The following is a 16,451-nucleotide window of genomic DNA, read 5'->3' as shown; positions in this document are numbered from 1 at the left end:
ATCAGCTCTCGTTTCTCGCTTCTTTTCTCAAATCTCAAGTCTCACATCTCACATCTCCTACACCACAAACGCTCCGCGTTTATTCACTTCCGACACATACACGTCGACGCCAAGGCCGATTTTTTGGAAAACTTCTTTGGCTTTTTCACCGGCTTCGTGTGCAATGTCTCCATTTGGAGAAAGGACAAATATGGTCGGTCCTGAACCTGAGATTCCTGAACCCAAAGACCCGATGGACTTGATTGCGTCCCGCAATTCATAAAATCCAGGAATCAGCAATGCGCGGGAAGGCTCGGCGATGACATCTTTCAATGACCTGCTGAGCAAAGCCAAGTCGGACTTATACAATGCCGCTATAAACCCGGCAATATTTCCGGATTGCATCACGGACTCTTTGAGGGAAATCTGCTTACGCAGTACACTTCTCGAATCGGATGTTTTCAATTCAATATGGGGATGTACCAAGGTACAGAAAATGCCTTCGGGAACCGGTAGCTTCACAATATCCAAAGGATCATAATCCCTGATCAACACAAAACCGCCCAAGATAGATGGAGCAACATTGTCCGCATGGGCTGAACCGCAGGCGATCCGCTCTGATTCCATAGCGAAAGGAACCAACTCTTCTTTGGTAAATGGATTGCCCAAAAGCACATTCGCAGCTTCCAATGCCGCTGCAGCACTTGCAGCCGAGGAACCCATTCCTGAACCGAGCGGCAATCCTTTTTCAAGGAAAATATCAATCCCCTGATTCGAACCAAGCTTGTTGAGCATGGCTTGAATGGCTACAGAACAGGTATTCTTCTCTGCTTCCAAAGGAAGTTTTCCCCCGTCTCCTTCGATTCCTGTCACTCTCAATATCCCATCCTGATTGAAAGACACCGTCACCTTGTCGCCCAATCTATCGATGGCAAATCCCAGGATATCAAATCCGCAGGACACATTGGCGACAGTTGCCGGGGCGAAAGCTGTAACGAATTGTCCCATTATCTGGAGAAATTACCCAAGCGTATCACATCTGCAAAAACTCCTGCTGCGGTCACATCTGCTCCTGCACCGGGACCTCTAATGATCATCGGGAAGTCATGATAGCGCTCGGTGGTAAATAAGATCATGTTATCAGATCCTTTCAAAGTATAAAAAGGATGCGAACTGTCAAGGGAGTTCAAACCCACTTTTGCTTTGCCGTTTTCCAAAACAGCCATGAACCTGAGTTTCTCGCCTTTGGATTTGGCTGTCTCCAACATTTGGGCAAACTCACCATCGTGCGCTTGAAGTTTGACAAAAAACTCCTCTATTGAGGCTGTTTCCCTGCAATCTTCCGGTACCATACTTTGAATAGTAATATCTTCAAAGTGTAAGTCCTGCTCGGCTTCCCTTCCCAAAATCAGGATTTTTCTACCCACATCCATGCCACTCAAATCATCCCTTGGATCCGGTTCGGTATAGCCTTTTTCCTTGGCAACTTTGACCACTTCCGAAAATGGCGCTCCTTTTTCCAGTTCACTGAAAATATAATTCATCGATCCGCTCAAAACTGCTTCAATCCGCAACACCTTGTCTCCGCTCAGCATCAAATCCTGAAGGGTGTTGATGACCGGGAGGCCGGCAGCCACATTGGTTTCATAGAGAAACTTCACTCCCCGCTTGTAGGCGAGTTTTTTCAGGGACTTGTAATTTTCCAATGAACCTGAGTTGGCTTTTTTGTTCGGAGTGACGATCGCTACTTTGGCTTCCAAAACCTGCTCGTAGGTATCCGCGACTTCCTGACTTGCTGTGCAGTCCACAAATACCGTGTTTGAGAAGTTCATGTCTTCCATCTGTGTGATAAATTTCTGCAAATCCATCGGCTGTGCACCTTTGGAATCTTCAGGTGCGGGGCAATTTGCCAAATCAAATCCATCCTCATGGAAAGCCATAAACCTTGAATTGGCAATGCCGTGGATCTGCACATCCAAATCGTTTTCTTTCTGAAGTTTCTTTCTCTGGAGGGAAATCATCCTGATCAAAGCCTTTCCGATCAATCCGACGCCTATTAAAAAGACGTGCAATACTTTGTTTTCCGAAAGGAAAAATGCCTCATGGAGTGCATTGAGGGCTTTTTGAAGATCGGCTTGGGAGACGACAGCAGAGATATTCAATTCAGAGCTTCCCTGCGCAATGGCGTATACGTTGACGTTGTTTCTGCCCAAAGCCATAAACATCCTGCCACTCGCACCGGGATTGTGTTTCATATTTTCCCCCACCGCTGCGACTACGGCCATCTCCGAAACCACGATCACAGGATCCATTTCCCCGTTCCTGATTTCATTGATAAATTCCTTTTCTATCGCTTCTTTGGCTAGGTGCACTTCATTGGTACGGATGGCCACACAGATACTGTGCTCCGAAGAGGCCTGACTGATAAGGATGACATTGACTCCGGCATCTGCCAAAGCCCCAAAAACCCTATAGCTAACCCCGACAACTTCAATCAACCCTGCGCCTTGAATATTCAACAAGGATATTCCTGCCAGAGAAGAAATCCCTTTGATCAGCTTTCCGGTTGGCGCGTCACTGTTGATCAGGGTTCCAGAGTGCTCGGGTTCAAAGGTGTTTTTGATATAAATCGGAATTCCCTTGCGCATCGCTGGTTGCATGGTCGCAGGGAAAATTACTTTTGCCCCAAAGTGGGAAAGCTCCATGGCTTCGTTGTATGTCAACTGAGGAATGGTAAAAGCTGAATACACAAGTCTTGGATCCGAAGTCATCACGCCGGACACATCTGTCCAGATTTCCAGCAGGTCCGCGGTCAAGGCTGATGCAAAAATCGCAGCTGTATAGTCCGAGCCGCTTCTGCCTAGCGTGGTGGTTTCGCCTTTTTCGGTAGAGGCTACAAAGCCAGTGATGATTTTCATCCCCGGATGGGAATGGAAGTAATCCTGGATCAGGTCATTGGTGACCGGAAAATCCACCTTGGCATTCCCAAAGCGGTTATTGGTACGGATGACTTCCCGCGCATCGAGGTAGTGGGTATCCAAACCTTCGACTTTCAAGGCTTCTGCCAAAACAAAAGCCGACAGCCTTTCGCCAAAACTTCCCACATAATCCAAAGTCTTGGGAGAACATTCTTTGATCAGGTAAATCCCGTGGAAAAGGTCCTCCAATTCATTGAAGCGGACTTTGACATAAGTCAGGACGGTGGATTGCTGCTGAATCGGTATCAGTTGTCTGACCAAATCATAATGCCTGTCTTCCAAAACCTTGATCTCATCGGTGTAGGATTTGTCACCTTCGCGGGCCTTGACCGCACTTCGAAGCAAAACTTCCGTGACGCCTCCCAATGCAGAAAAAACAACTGCAATTTCATCCTTTTTGGCCTGTTTCTTAATGATCTGAAACACCTTCCGGATATTTTCCTGATTGGCTACTGACGATCCTCCGAATTTTAAGATTTTCATAAAAATGAATTTTTTGATTTTGGCGTATATACAATGCTGTTGAGGTCCAAAATGGACCTAAAGATAAGGGGTCTATATGGATTTGAAAACGGGAATTAACCCGTAATGGTGGTGGTGGTAAAAAACATGGAGGTACATCCACCCAAAACACAGCTGTCTCCTGCAAGGGAGAGGTTCAAATTGATGAGTTCATTTGCTGTGAAAAACATAGAATGCTTTTTTTGATGCGGCAATCTTAAGGACAATTTCCCGAAATGCAAAAATGTTTTGTTGTTATTTTAAAGAATTGAGACTTTTATTACCATTTTATCAGTCAATTTGAAAAAATCTTAATATAAATTTAACCATATAGCCAGTATAATATTTGGGAAAGGAAAATAGCTAGGTCTACAGTTAACCGCTATTTTTATTCAGTCCCCAAAAAATCTTCTCGAAAGGGACTGAACACATCGATCAACACTCCCGGTTCGATGCATACCACTCCATGCAGGACGTTTGGCTTGACATAATATCCATCCCCGGTTTTGATCCTTTTGGTTTCCCCTCCGATGGTCATATCATAAATGCCGCTTTTCACATACGTCACCTGACTATGGGGATGGCTGTGTAGCTTACCGACCGCGCCTGCTTCAAATTTTACTTTGACCATCATGACCTGCTCATCATATCCATACATTTTCCTTTGGATTCCCTGGTCAGCCTCCTCCCAAGGTAGTTCGTTTTCAATTTGAAATGGCGTACTTGTCATCAGGTTAAAATAAAGGATTGAAATTTGATTTTTTTGGGATTCCCTCACTAAATTAGGTCAACTCTTCAAATGTAATCTTATGAAAAAATTATCAGGTATCCTTATTTTGACGATTTTCTTGGGTTTATCTTCCTGCAGCTCCGTTGGAAACTTGAATCCGTTGAGCCTTTTGACAGGAAATAATTGGGTGCTGAACTCCATGTTGGGAAAAGCTTTGGATCCTGCAAAGTTTGCCGGAGGCTTACCATTTCTCAATTTTCAGGAAGGTGGAAAATTAGCAGGGTTTGCCGGATGCAATAATTTCAACGGCAAATTCAACCTTGAAGGAACTTCCCTGAAATTGGACCCGGGTGCCATGACCAGAAAAGCCTGTGAGGGAGATGGAGAAAAAGATTTCACCTCCGCCCTGTCCCAAGTGGCCAACTTCAAAGTCAACAAAAACAAACTAACCTTACTCGACGGGGCAGCCAAAGAACTGATGAGTTTTATTCCGCAGGCGAAACCTTAAAGAAAAAGATATTTATGGATATTTGATATTGGTGGATATTGGACCGAAGTGGAAGTTAAAGTAGAATTTGATGTTTTCAGAGCAAGAAAGGGAATAACAAAAAAATCGGAGATGGATTTTATTTCGTCTTCGATAATCTTATAACCTTCCAACTTTTTAACCTTCTAACATTTTCAACCTCTACTTCCTCACCCTACTCCACACTTTCGTAGTAAACCTTGGTCGGTCTTCCATCACATTGAGGTCGTCTTCACTGATTCTTTTGACGCTTTCGATGGTGTAGAATGCTTTGTCATTGATTGACTTTACTTTTCCGATAAAACCTGTGAGGTCATCCCGCTTCATAACGGTAAACAGCAAATTGACTTTACCATATCGACCTTCAGCGCCCACAGAGGTAAACCTGAAATTCTTTTCTTTCATATATTCTATCAAAGCCGGCATTGGTTCAGGAGTAATCACACGAACCAAAACTCTTCCCAAAGCGAGTTTTTCTTCGATGGTCATCCCAACGAATGTTCCCATCGCAAAGCCTCCTGCGTAAGCCACATAGGACATGGGATTGTTGACATTCTGAAAAATCTGCCCAATAGCCAAAAGCCAGATCAAGGACTCGAAAAAACCCAAAATTGGCGCGATTTTCTTTTTGCCGTTCATGACAAACATGATCCTGAGCGTATTGATAGACACATCCATCACCCTAGCGCAGAATATCAGGAAAGGCATAATCAGGTAATTGAATACTTCAGGTGGAATTCCCATTGAAGTAAAGTACTCTTGCATCGCAGTTTATTTTTATTTACAAAGGTAACAGCTTCACAAGTTGGAAACGTTGGAAACCAAAGAATATTCTTTGATTTTTGTCCACTGTCCACAGACCACGGACGACAATAGGCTAAACTGAACACCAAGCCATTAAACTTTAAAGGAGATTTTGACAATTCACTTTTTCGAAATCAGATGACTTTGGCAACTCCAGATTTTGATCCAAAATAGATAAACAGAACCGAACAGGTAAGCATCAGGTAAATCAAAAAATCCCAATCGTGAAAAATATCGAAAGTAATCCCAAAAACTAGCGGCCCCAAAGCTGCAAGGTAATAGCCGGTGGATTGGACCATTCCTGAAAGTGAGGCGGTGGTTTTTTGATGGTGGGTTCGCAATCCGATCAGGGTATAGGCAAGGGAGACACTTGAACCCAATCCCAATCCCGCCAAGGCAAGTCCGGCATAATTCACCCAATGTGTTTGACTGAAAAGTGAGGAAAAACCGATCAGATACATGCAACCTATCACCACGACGATGCCGACTTGGTCCTTGAACCGAACCGCAATCATCGGAGCCAAAAATGATCCGATCAGTCCGATCATCTGCATGATAGAAAGAATCAATCCAGCCTCAACTGCTGAAAACCCCCTCGAAACCAGCATGTCAGGAAGCCAGGCAATGATGGTGAAATACAGCAAAGACTGCACGCCCATAAATAGGCAGATGTTCCATGCCAAGCTCGATTTCCAGACATTTACCTTTGCATGGGTATCTGCAGTCTTTTTGTTTTTGGGATGAAGCTTGACCTGAGGCCACCAAATCAAAATCCCCAATACCAATAATCCCGCCCAAGTCAACAGCGATCCTCTCCATCCCCAACCCAAGTCAATGGCCATCGGGGCAGAAATTCCGGATGCCACGGCAGCAAATAAACTCATACCTGTGGTATAGGATGCAGTAATCAGCCCGATCTGGGTTGGCAAAAGGTGCTTGATCAAGGGAATCAACAACACATTGCAGATGACAATCCCGATTCCGGTCAGGCCTGTTCCGATAAAAAGCAATTCCGGTCCGCCCTGAACCCTTATGACTGTTCCTAAAAGGATCAGGACCAAGGCATAAAGGATGGCTTTTGAATTGCCGAGTTGCTTTCCTATGGCTGCCGAAAAAAGAGAAAAAGTCGCAAAAGTAAGCAGCGGCAAGGTGGTGAGAAATCCTGCCCAACCATTGGAAAGGCCCAAATCCTCCCGGATCATTGGAATCAATGGTCCGACGGCGGTGATCGAAGGCCTCAGATTAAAGGAAACCAACAAAATCCCCAAGATCAGGAACCAAGGTTTTTTGTAGAAGGGTTGGGGTTTGGGAGTCAACTAAGGCAGATATTATTGGTGGTTCCTTTTTTTCAATAAAGACAAGATACGAGAACCGAGAGCCGAGACAATGTGATAGAAGGAATCTCAAAATTTTGCAATCTTTCACGAATTTTCCTCCACTAAATCCTTGACACAGGCTACCCAAGTGTCCCGGGAGTTTAAGCTGGGCACTAGGTCCCATTTTTCACCTCCGAGTTCTTCAAATTGCTCCTTGTATTCTTCTCCTACCTCCACGGTAGTTTCCAGACAATCGGCCACAAAAGCCGGTGAGAAAACGAGTACTTTTTTTACTCCTTTTGCAGATAATTCCTTGATCAGGTCTTCGGTATAGGGTTTGATCCAAGGGTCTTTGCCAAGTCGGGACTGGAAGCAGGTCACTACTTTATCCTCCGGCAAACCCAATTTGGCAGCGATCAGCCTTGTCGTATGGAAGCACTGACCGCGGTAGCAGAACTGGTTTTTCTTGGTGTAGTTGCCACAGCATTTGTCACTGAGTTGGCAGTATCCGTCCACAGAACCTTTTCGGATCTGTCGCTCCGGAAGTCCATGGTAAGAAAAAAGGTACGTGTCGTATTCTTCCTTTTCCATCATTTCTTTTCCCAATTCGGTCCAAGCTTCGACAAAAAGCGGGTGATCGACGAAGTTATTGATAAAAGTGATGTTTGGGATGATCTGCCAGGTACGGGCGATTTCCATGACCTTGTCTACCACCGAACCGTTTGTAGCGGAAGCGTATTGGGGGAAAAGCGGGAGTACGATGATCTTTTTGACATTGGCTTTGTTCAGCTTTTCCAGGCCTTGTTCGATGCTTGGCGTCTGATATCGCATGGCAAATTCCACATGGTATTTTTCAGGATCGAGGACTTTGATGAGTTTCTCCGTCAGGTCTACGGTATGGTACATCAGCGGTGAACCCCTTTCGGTAAAAAGTTTGCGGTATTCATGTGCGGATTTTGGGGCACGGAAAGGTGCGATGATGAGGTTGACCAATGCCCATCTTGGGATAAATGGAAAATCGATAACCCTTCCATCCATCAAAAATTCCCTTAAATATTTTCTGACATCGCCGGTGGCTGTACTGTCGGGAGTTCCGAGGTTGACCAATAGCACACCGATTTTTGCTTTATTTTTACTCATTTCTGTTTCGAATTCTTTATAATTTTAAAGAGAACCAAATTACAGGCTTTTGGTTGGAAAATGCCAATGGATTTGGATAAAGAGTGGATGGGATATGGCACTAGTACTGGGTGTAATTTGAAATTACACCCTTTTATTCTTACCTACTTGCAATTGGGTTCAAATTAGAATCTTCCATTTGAAAGATAATTCTCGGTAAATTGAATTAAAATTCATTTTAAATGAAGGCTTAATTACAAACGCCTAGAGTCAACGCCAATCTTCGCCCAATTAGGCTAACTCCATTCTTATGCAATAAACTTATGTAATGACTCAGGAAGACGCTTTTTTAGAATGTTTAACACAATTGTTTTCGGTGTATTTGAGTCTAGAATCAACAACTCTTCCTTGATGTACTCTACCGAATTCCCTTTCGGGCTAATATCTCTTTCAACACTGAAATCCTCAACATTGATTTTGAAAACTACCTCCCCGTTTAATCCGATGATAGATACCAATGTGTCATTTATCCATTCGATTTTTTTTGACAATATTGAGTAATCAAATTCAGTTGTATCAAGCTTAAAAAGCAAAACTTCCTTAATCGATTCATTTCCCTTAAATATTTCGGCAAAAATATCATTTGAATTCAGTCGTGGATTTAAGGTTACTCGCGCTATTTGCTTTCGGTTTGGAGAACTTTTTCCTTTAATCAGTTCGAAACGTTGGTCGAACCCAGAAGATAACAAAGCATTTTCTGCGCCTCTGATCTCCTTGGTTTCCCAACCGTTTTTTTGAAATATCTCCTGCAAGACTTTCGACAATTCCCTTGTTATTGAATGCCACCTTTTTAATTCGTTGGTACCATCCAAATCCTTTTCTGGATGGAAAGGCCAATAAACTGATAAAACTGAGTACATTAATGGGTCAATACGCACTTTTTCGAATTTAGGTGAGAATTCAATATTTATCCTATTGACACCCTTGATACCGGCATTTCTCAGCAACATGGTATATAACCTGGAAATAAGGAGACCCTCTTTTTTTAGAGTTGAATAAAAATTTGAGTTTTCAGACTGTAAGGTGATTTCAAGAACTATGTGCATAATGAATTAGGTTTTCTAAGGTCGAATATTCAAAGACAAATTTCAAGGTCCATGAATCCTTCTTTGGTCGAAGTCAAACGTCTGATGCTAGTACAGGGTGTATCCATCTGGCCATACGGGTGAAATTATTCCCCCTCTGGGTCTAGTCAAACGTCTAATGGTGGACCTAGTGTAATTTTAAATCTCAGCCTTTAATCTTTTACAATTTGTAATTGGGTTATTCAACCAAACACCCAAACGAAAGTTAATTCTTGGTAAAATGAATTGCAAATTCTACTAAATAAAAAGGTGTAGATGCAATATACACCCAGCGCCATCGCCACTTTACGCCCATAGCGGGATTATCAACCAACAAAAAAGGAAGCAGATTGAATACCTGCTTCCCTTTCATTTTTCTTTTTTTGTCAACTGAGTACTTACTTTTGAGATCCTTCGGTTCCCGAAGAACGGGACAGGTTGTGCCGCCTTCAGGATGACGTTAATTAATCCCGAAAAATGCGTACTGAGACTGCCTACTGAATACTGCCCGCTGATCACTTCTTCGCTGCAGCCGCTTTCTTCATAGGATTATCTCCGGCAGAAGCGCCTCTCACTCTTCCTCCTCCTTTGAACATCTCAAACCTGCTTGGGGTGTATTGTCTTGGCCAGGCATTGTTGGATTCGTCGATGTCAGCAGTCTCGCGGTATGGATCGAGGACGATGCTTTTCACCTCTTTTTTCTTGGCAAAAACCTTGCTTACATCTGATTCATTCAGTCTCCAGATTTCTGCAGGGATTCTTTCCACTTCAGAAGTTCCGTCTGCATAATTGAATTGGATGATCAAAGGCATCACCAATCCACCCACATTCTTGAATTTCATTTCGTAGAAATTCATCCCAGAGTTGATCAGCTCTTTTTCCTTTGGATTGAGGCTTGCCATAAAATCTTTGTAAGCCTTTTCATCTTCAGGAGTTACAGAAAAAGGATTGTATGAATTGTAAAAGTCTTTGGCACTTGGATCAGCTTCCACCACAGTTTGGGGAATGTCTTTTTGGTTGTATTCTTTGCTGATGTAAGTTTCCTCTCTGTCAAATTCCTTCTTTTGGTCTGCTTTTTTCTCAGCAGGAGTTCTATTGTCGAGTTTGTACCAGTTTACTGTTTCCAAGGAAATGTCAACCGGCTCAGTGCCATAGAACCAACCTCTCCAAAACCAATCCAAATCCACTCCTGAGGCATCTTCCATTGTCCTGAAGAAATCATCCGGAGTCGGGTGCTTGAACATCCAACGTGTCGCATACTCCTGATAAGCAAAGTCAAAAAGCTCGCGGCCCATAATGGTTTCTCTCAGAATGTTCAATGCCGTCGCAGGTTTTGCGTACGCATTTGGTCCAAATTGGATGATGTTTTCTGAGTTGGTCATGATCGGCTCGAGGGTGCTTTTCTCGCTTGCCATGTAAGGAGCAATTTTGTGGGCAGGACCTCTTCTTGATGGATAGTCTCTGTCCCACTCCTGTTCGGCTAGGAACTGCATGAAAGTATTCAAACCCTCATCCATCCAAGACCATTGTCTTTCGTCTGAGTTGACGATCATCGGGAAGTAATTGTGTCCCACTTCGTGGATGATCACGGAAATCATGCCGTATTTGACTGCATCGGAATAGGTGCCGTCCGCATCGGGACGTCCATAATTGAAACAGATCATTGGGTATTCCATACCGTTGGTCGCCTCCACGGAGATTGCCACAGGGTATGGATAATCGAAAGTTCTGGAAGAATAAGACTTCAAAGTATGGGCAACTACTTTGGTGGAATACTGTCCCCAAAGCGGATTGGCTTCTTTGGCATAGTAAGACATGGCCATTACTTCATTGCCGCCTTGCTTCACAGCCATGGCATCCCAAATGAATTTGCGTGAAGAAGTCCAAGCAAAATCCCTCACGTTCTCAGCATGGAATTCCCAGGTCTTTTTGTCCTTGGCTTTGGTCTTTTCTAATTTTTCGGCTTCTGCTTGGGTACGGATGACCACAGGGGTATCAAAAGTCTTCTGTGCAGCCTTCCAACGGTCGAGTTCTGTTGCGCTGAGTACTTTGTCCGCATTTTGCAAAACCCCTGTAGAACCTACCATGTGGTCAGCAGGAACGGTGATCTTCACTTTGTAATCTCCGAATGTCAAAGCAAATTCCCCTCTTCCGACGAATTGCTTATGTTGCCATCCCTGGAAATCTGAGTAAACAGCCATTCTTGGAAACCATTCCGCCATGGTGTAGAGGTAGTTTCCGTCTTTTTCAAAATACTCATATCCCGGACGTCCGCCGATGAAGCTCATCCTGTCATGGATATTAAATGTCCAATCCATGGTAAATTCTGTCTTCTGACCGGGCATCAAGGGCTGTGGCAAATCAACACGCATCATTGTCTTGACGATGGTGATCGGAATGTCTTTTCCTGAAAGGTCTTTCACAGATAGGATTTTATAACCCAAATCCAGGTCATGCCAAAGAATCCCTTCTAATTGACGGAGGTTCATCCTGTCATTGATATTGCTTTGGGCAATTTTCGGAGTGTTGGAATCTTTCGCCCTTTCGTTTTGGTCGAGTTGGATCCAAAGGTATTTCAGAGGGTCAGGGGAATTGTTGTAGTACGTGACTTTCTGCCAACCTTTGATGGATTGGTTTTCGTCATTCAGTTCCACTTGGATTTCGTGATCGGCTTTTTGTTGCCAATATTGGTGTCCGGGAGCACCTGATGCAGTGCGGTACACATTTGGGCTGCGAAGCATGGGCCCGAGTTGCTCAAATCGCTCTGCATGGTTTTGCTCTGACCATTGTGCCAAAGCAGGCAGCGAGAGCATTAAGCTAAAAGCAATAATTGCTGCTGATAAGATTCTTTTCATATTATGGTAATTATTCTAAAGCGGGTTGAACTTGTAATAAATGGGCTTTTACTATCCAAAACTCAATTAATACTTTTTTTGTGAATGCTCAATTTAAATTTTTACCAAAGGCAAATTTTATTTTGGTTACCAAAACTTGGTGTCAATCATCATCATGATCGCCATCCCCAAAACTATGGAAGAGATAACCAATGCCCAATCTTTTCTGTTTACGCCGACAATACCAACAAGCAATCCTGCCACTACCACGGTGATGGTCACAATAACCAATTGACCGACTTCTAGACCTAGGTTAAACGCTAACAGCGGTTGGAAAATCGATGCTTCTTTCCCCAACAGTGACCTGAGGTAATTGGAAAAACCAAGTCCGTGAATCAGTCCGAAGAAAAGCGCGAAGACATAATTGATCTGAATGCCTCGACCTGAACTCGGTTTTGGGCTGAAAATATTGCTCACGGCTGTCACCGCAATGGTAACCGGAATCAGAAATTCGATCCAATCGGAATTGACTTTTACCAATTTTAAAGTCGCCAAAGCCAAAGTAATTGAATGTCCGATGGTAAATGAGGTAACCAAAATCAGGATTTTTTTCCAATCCCTAGTCACGTAGATCGCACAGAGCGCCACCACGAAGAGAATATGGTCAAATCCTTTTATGTCTAATATATGTTGAATTCCTAATTGAAAATACAGCTGAAACTGTCCCATTTGCGTTTTTTGATTTTTGTGGCCAAAAGGCGCACAAGACTATTTGATTTCTGTCTAATTTGCAAAGAAAATAAAATATGGTGACCCAAATGCAATTCAATTACATATTCATATTCTTTTTAGGATGGAAGGCTTTATTTCATCCTTTCTATATCAGCCTGACCGAAATCCGCTATAATCCTACCAACCAAAGTCTTGAAATTGCCCAAAAGATTTTTTGGGATGATTTGGAAACTGCTTTGGGAGAAAAATTCAATACCAAAGTGGATTTCCTGAATCCAAAAAATAAAGCTGACCTGGAGAAAATAGTACAAGTTTATCTTTTGGAAAAAAACGAAATCAAGGTCAATGGCCAAAAAGCCAGCCTCACTTATTTGGGTTATGAAATAGAGGAGGAAGCGGCTTGGTTTTATTTGGAATCAACCAATATCCCTTTGCCCAAAAAAGTAGAAATAAAAAATGAAGTCCTGATTTCCAATTTTGAAAGCCAACAAAATATCATCAATTTTTATCTGGAAAAAAGTCCTAAAAGCCTGATTTTATACAAAGACAATGAAAGGGGAGAATTGAATTTTTAGGATGTACCTTTCACCATGAATTTAGAAATTGGGTCAATTATTTTTGCATCTCCGTCCCACATTCCTTACAAGTCGTATTTTCAGGATTATTCCAAAACCGCTCCATGATCGGTGGAAGTTGGTTGACGATATCGGTGATTTCGGCATATTCCTCGTAGAGCTTGTTGCCACAATTTTCGCAGTGCCAGATAAATCCGTCTTTTTCGCCCGCTCTGCGGTACCGCTCAAAAACCAACCCGATCGTATTCGCAGGTCTTCTTGGTGAATGTGGCATCCTAGCAGGGAGGAGGAACATTTCACCTTCTTTGATCTGCACCTCTTTTACCTCGCCTTCGTCCACGACTTTCAAGGTGATATCCCCTTCGATCTGATAAAAAAATTCTTCTCCTTCATCATAGTGGAAGTCTTTTCGGGAATTGGGTCCACCGACGACCATGACGATAAAATCATCATTTCCTTGATAGATAACCTGATTTCCGATAGGCGGCTTGAGCAGGTGACGGTTTTCTTCGATCCACTTTTGAAAATTGATAGGTTTGGAAATGGACATTTTTTTATTGGTTTAAAGAAAAAAACAATAGATGACTGACTTAGGTTTTCATCTGCAATGAATTTTAAAAGTATAAAAAAACTCTCATTTTATGCCTTACTTTGAGGTTCAATCCATTTGATTTATGAATCTTCCCATCATCGATACCCATTGCGACATCCTATCCTACCTGGCCAAAATCCCAAATGCAGCTCCTGACAAATCCAGCGACATTGCCTGTGCGCTGCCTTTGTTGAAAAAAGGAAATGTCAAAATGCAGGTCTGTGCCATCTATACTGATGTCGCTACAGGAAGCATGGAATCCGCTACCCGCCAAGCAGAAAAGTATAGGATGATGCTCAAAGATTTCGCAAAGGACGTTTCTCAGGTGGACAAAGGTTATTTGGAAAGGATGGATCTGGACAGTAAAATCGGTCTGATCGCAGCGGTGGAAAATGCCGCAGGCTTGGCAGATGAGAAAGCACCGATTACATCAGCTTTTGACCAATTGGAAAACCTGATTACACTGACTTCCAGAATCGCCTATATCAGCCTGACCCACCATACTGAAAACAGGTTTGGCGGTGGCAATTACACCGAAGGCATCGGCCTGAAAGATGACGGAAAGAAGATTTTGGATTATATCTCAGGAAGGAAAATCGCAATCGACCTGTCGCATACTTCTGATTTATTGGCGGAAGGAATCCTGAAGCACATCGATACCAACAAACTTCACATCCCTGTTATCGCAAGCCATTCCAATATGCGGAGCATTTGGAAACATAAGAGGAACCTTACGGATGAATTTGCCCAAGAGGTAATCAGGCGGAATGGAATCATCGGCATCAACTTCCTGAGGGCATTTTTGGATGATAAAAATCCCGAAACGATCATCGACCATATCCTTCACGCAATCGAAATCGGAGGGGAAGATAGTCTTTGTTTCGGTGCAGATTTCTTTTATACCAAGGATTTCCCCGATAAAAAGCGCCACCCGTTTTATTTTCCATTGGTAGAGGACGCCTCCAAATATCCTTCTTTTTTGGATGAACTTTCGGATCTCCTTCCACAGAAGCAACTGGAAAAATTAGCTTACAAAAACTGTCAGCGGTTTTTTAAAACCATTGTTTAAAGACCCAAGCGAATTCTTTAGGCAAAAGTGAGTGTCCTCACTCACTTCCATTTTCGGTTGGATAAAGGTTGAGGTTGAATTGTGGAGGCCGTCAGTGAAGACACTGACGACGGCAACAGATGTTATTGACAGATTGACATTTATAAAATTTTATCCTTTGGGTTGTTTAAGTTTTGGTTTTATCAACTTAAAAAGTATTTTTACTATAAAGAGGAATCCTTAATATTTTTACTATGAAGAAATTCTTTAGAATTATTCCAGTCATTTTTCTCCTCGCTTGTAATCAAATAGAAGACCCGATTGAATCCCCCTTGGAGCTTAAAGTTTTCCATTCTTTGGAAGAAGCATTGAAAAATCCTAAGTCCGCAAGACAATTAGCAATCTATGTAGAAAATGAGGGTGACCTCACTACTTTACCTGAGGAGATCGGGAAAATGGAAAATCTGGAGGGTTTATGGATCGTACTGCCGAATTTGACAAAGTTGCCGGAGTCGATTGGTGAATTGCGAAACCTTCAAACACTTGCAATAACAACCGAAAATTCTTTAATAGAAATTCCTGAAAGTATTGGAAACCTTTCCAAGTTGCACACGCTGATAATTTATGGCGGAGTCTTTCAGCATTTCCCAGAAAGTTTGGGAAATCTTTCAACCCTCGCCAAACTTGAAATTCATGACTCAAATTTGGTTGGATTTCCTCAAAGCATTGGAAATTTGAAAGCACTGCGGGAATTGAGAATACTTAAGTCAAATATTGAAAGTTTACCTTCCCAAATTGGTGGGCTGGTAAACCTTGAACTGCTAACAATTAACAAATGTAAATTGGAATCTATACCAAAAGAATTTGGATTGTTAAAGAACCTGAAAGATGTCAGTTTTAGGGGAAATTCAATCACGTCATTTCCCATTGATTTATCAGGAATGGAATCACTAGAGCGCTTGGATTTATCAACGAATAACCTGACTGAATTTGGAGCAGACCTAAGCCAGCTCCCCAAATTGTTTATTATCTCTTTAAATTATAATAACCTCTCACTATTTCCCGTTGGCATCAAGGATTCCAGATCCCTAAACATAATTGAATTGGCATACAATCCAATCGCAGAAATTCCTCAAACATTCTCGACAAATAAAGAATTAATAATTATTAACCTTTCGGGAAGTAGATTAAAAAAATTACCCGATCTGAGTTCAATACCCCGTTTGTGGCAGCTATGGCTAAATGATATCCAGGGACTCCAATTGGAAGACCATATCTTTGAAAATAAGAATTTGCAAATCCTTTCGATGAATAATATTGGTCTAAAAGAACTCAATCCAAAAATCGGTGATCTATCAAATCTTAGTACACTTTATGTTTCAAATAACAAATTGACCACCTTACCTGAATCCATCAAAAATCTTCAAAAATTAGGAACATTGGTTCTTGAGAACAACAACTTTGATTGTGAAGAAATAAAAAGGATCAGGTCGCTTGTTAATGTTCCCATCAGATATGAATCTTGTAATTAATTAGTAAATTTTTAATCTAAAAAAATGGGTTATAAAATCTGTCATCAATTTTTTAAATGTT

The 16,451-nt window shown here is 42.3% G+C and carries 14 protein-coding genes; 4 read left to right on the top strand and 10 right to left on the bottom strand.

What is annotated here, in order from left to right; genetic code table 11:
- Positions 1 to 57: 57 nt before the first annotated feature.
- The 3 genes from NK987_RS16215 to NK987_RS16205 form a co-directional block, all read right to left on the bottom strand.
- On the bottom strand, positions 58 to 987 hold the full coding sequence (locus NK987_RS16215; protein ID WP_259264701.1) for a homoserine kinase: 930 nt from the start codon (positions 985 to 987) through the stop codon (positions 58 to 60).
- Positions 987 to 3,440: a bifunctional aspartate kinase/homoserine dehydrogenase I gene (gene thrA, locus NK987_RS16210; RefSeq protein WP_259264700.1), complete on the bottom strand. Its 2,454-nt coding sequence runs from the start codon at positions 3,438 to 3,440 to the stop codon at positions 987 to 989. The genes NK987_RS16215 and thrA overlap by 1 nt, the downstream gene beginning before the upstream one ends.
- A gap of 406 nt (positions 3,441 to 3,846) precedes the next feature.
- Entirely contained in the window at positions 3,847 to 4,188 is a 342-nt protein-coding gene (locus tag NK987_RS16205; protein WP_259264699.1) for a cupin domain-containing protein, read from the bottom strand.
- Positions 4,189 to 4,267: 79 nt separating this feature from the next.
- Between NK987_RS16205 and NK987_RS16200 the strand changes: the two genes are divergently transcribed.
- Entirely contained in the window at positions 4,268 to 4,696 is a 429-nt protein-coding gene (locus NK987_RS16200) for an META domain-containing protein (protein ID WP_259264698.1), read from the top strand.
- Positions 4,697 to 4,876: 180 nt separating this feature from the next.
- Here NK987_RS16200 and NK987_RS16195 read toward each other — a convergent pair whose 3' ends face one another.
- The 6 genes from NK987_RS16195 to NK987_RS16170 all read right to left on the bottom strand — a co-directional run bounded on the left by NK987_RS16195 (position 4,877) and on the right by NK987_RS16170 (position 12,640).
- Positions 4,877 to 5,479, bottom strand: coding sequence for a DUF2179 domain-containing protein (locus NK987_RS16195; protein ID WP_258422111.1), 603 nt, complete (start codon positions 5,477 to 5,479; stop codon positions 4,877 to 4,879).
- 173 nt (positions 5,480 to 5,652) lie between these two features.
- Positions 5,653 to 6,834, bottom strand: a complete 1,182-nt coding sequence (locus NK987_RS16190) for a CynX/NimT family MFS transporter (protein ID WP_258422112.1) — start codon at positions 6,832 to 6,834, stop codon at positions 5,653 to 5,655.
- A gap of 105 nt (positions 6,835 to 6,939) precedes the next feature.
- Positions 6,940 to 7,974 (bottom strand): ferrochelatase, encoded by a 1,035-nt coding sequence (hemH, locus tag NK987_RS16185; RefSeq protein WP_259264697.1) that lies wholly within the window; start codon positions 7,972 to 7,974, stop codon positions 6,940 to 6,942.
- 287 nt (positions 7,975 to 8,261) lie between these two features.
- A complete protein-coding gene (locus NK987_RS16180; protein WP_259264696.1) occupies positions 8,262 to 8,963 on the bottom strand; it encodes a hypothetical protein in 702 nt (233 codons plus the stop codon).
- 629 nt (positions 8,964 to 9,592) lie between these two features.
- A complete protein-coding gene (locus tag NK987_RS16175) occupies positions 9,593 to 11,932 on the bottom strand; it encodes a M1 family metallopeptidase (RefSeq protein ID WP_259264695.1) in 2,340 nt (779 codons plus the stop codon).
- Between the two features lie 126 nt (positions 11,933 to 12,058).
- Positions 12,059 to 12,640 carry a HupE/UreJ family protein gene (locus tag NK987_RS16170; protein WP_259264694.1) on the bottom strand — a complete coding sequence of 194 codons (582 nt, stop codon included), beginning with the start codon at positions 12,638 to 12,640 and terminating at the stop codon, positions 12,059 to 12,061.
- Between the two features lie 89 nt (positions 12,641 to 12,729).
- On the opposite strand from NK987_RS16170, the gene NK987_RS16165 reads away from it, so the two are divergent.
- A complete protein-coding gene (locus NK987_RS16165) occupies positions 12,730 to 13,218 on the top strand; it encodes a DUF6702 family protein (RefSeq protein WP_259264693.1) in 489 nt (162 codons plus the stop codon).
- Between the two features lie 37 nt (positions 13,219 to 13,255).
- On the opposite strand, the gene NK987_RS16160 is transcribed toward NK987_RS16165, so the two are convergent.
- Positions 13,256 to 13,768: a 3-hydroxyanthranilate 3,4-dioxygenase gene (locus NK987_RS16160; protein ID WP_259264692.1), complete on the bottom strand. Its 513-nt coding sequence runs from the start codon at positions 13,766 to 13,768 to the stop codon at positions 13,256 to 13,258.
- Between the two features lie 124 nt (positions 13,769 to 13,892).
- Here NK987_RS16160 and NK987_RS16155 point away from each other — a divergent pair, with 124 nt between their 5' ends.
- Both NK987_RS16155 and NK987_RS16150 read left to right on the top strand, forming a co-directional pair.
- Positions 13,893 to 14,879 (top strand): dipeptidase, encoded by a 987-nt coding sequence (locus NK987_RS16155; RefSeq protein WP_259264691.1) that lies wholly within the window; start codon positions 13,893 to 13,895, stop codon positions 14,877 to 14,879.
- A gap of 233 nt (positions 14,880 to 15,112) precedes the next feature.
- A complete protein-coding gene (locus NK987_RS16150) occupies positions 15,113 to 16,390 on the top strand; it encodes a leucine-rich repeat domain-containing protein (protein ID WP_259264690.1) in 1,278 nt (425 codons plus the stop codon).
- Positions 16,391 to 16,451 lie beyond the last annotated feature (61 nt).

Origin of the sequence: Aquiflexum gelatinilyticum (genome assembly GCF_024813435.1) — a bacterium.
GTDB lineage: Bacteria > Bacteroidota > Bacteroidia > Cytophagales > Cyclobacteriaceae > Cognataquiflexum > Cognataquiflexum gelatinilyticum.
This window is presented reverse-complemented; position numbering and strand designations above follow the sequence as displayed.

What these genes read in the sequence shown, in the direction of transcription:
- NK987_RS16175 (WP_259264695.1), bottom strand. Translation starts at nt 11,932, where the DNA reads ATGAAAAGAATCTTATCAGCAGCAATTATTGCTTTTAGCTTAATGCTC.
- NK987_RS16215 (WP_259264701.1), bottom strand. Translation starts at nt 987, where the DNA reads ATGGGACAATTCGTTACAGCTTTCGCCCCGGCAACTGTCGCCAATGTG.
- NK987_RS16160 (WP_259264692.1), bottom strand. Translation starts at nt 13,768, where the DNA reads ATGTCCATTTCCAAACCTATCAATTTTCAAAAGTGGATCGAAGAAAAC.
- NK987_RS16195 (WP_258422111.1), bottom strand. Translation starts at nt 5,479, where the DNA reads ATGCAAGAGTACTTTACTTCAATGGGAATTCCACCTGAAGTATTCAAT.
- NK987_RS16200 (WP_259264698.1), top strand. Translation starts at nt 4,268, where the DNA reads ATGAAAAAATTATCAGGTATCCTTATTTTGACGATTTTCTTGGGTTTA.
- NK987_RS16155 (WP_259264691.1), top strand. Translation starts at nt 13,893, where the DNA reads ATGAATCTTCCCATCATCGATACCCATTGCGACATCCTATCCTACCTG.
- NK987_RS16150 (WP_259264690.1), top strand. Translation starts at nt 15,113, where the DNA reads ATGAAGAAATTCTTTAGAATTATTCCAGTCATTTTTCTCCTCGCTTGT.
- NK987_RS16205 (WP_259264699.1), bottom strand. Translation starts at nt 4,188, where the DNA reads ATGACAAGTACGCCATTTCAAATTGAAAACGAACTACCTTGGGAGGAG.
- thrA (WP_259264700.1), bottom strand. Translation starts at nt 3,440, where the DNA reads ATGAAAATCTTAAAATTCGGAGGATCGTCAGTAGCCAATCAGGAAAAT.
- NK987_RS16170 (WP_259264694.1), bottom strand. Translation starts at nt 12,640, where the DNA reads ATGGGACAGTTTCAGCTGTATTTTCAATTAGGAATTCAACATATATTA.
- NK987_RS16180 (WP_259264696.1), bottom strand. Translation starts at nt 8,963, where the DNA reads ATGTTGCTGAGAAATGCCGGTATCAAGGGTGTCAATAGGATAAATATT.
- NK987_RS16165 (WP_259264693.1), top strand. Translation starts at nt 12,730, where the DNA reads ATGCAATTCAATTACATATTCATATTCTTTTTAGGATGGAAGGCTTTA.
- hemH (WP_259264697.1), bottom strand. Translation starts at nt 7,974, where the DNA reads ATGAGTAAAAATAAAGCAAAAATCGGTGTGCTATTGGTCAACCTCGGA.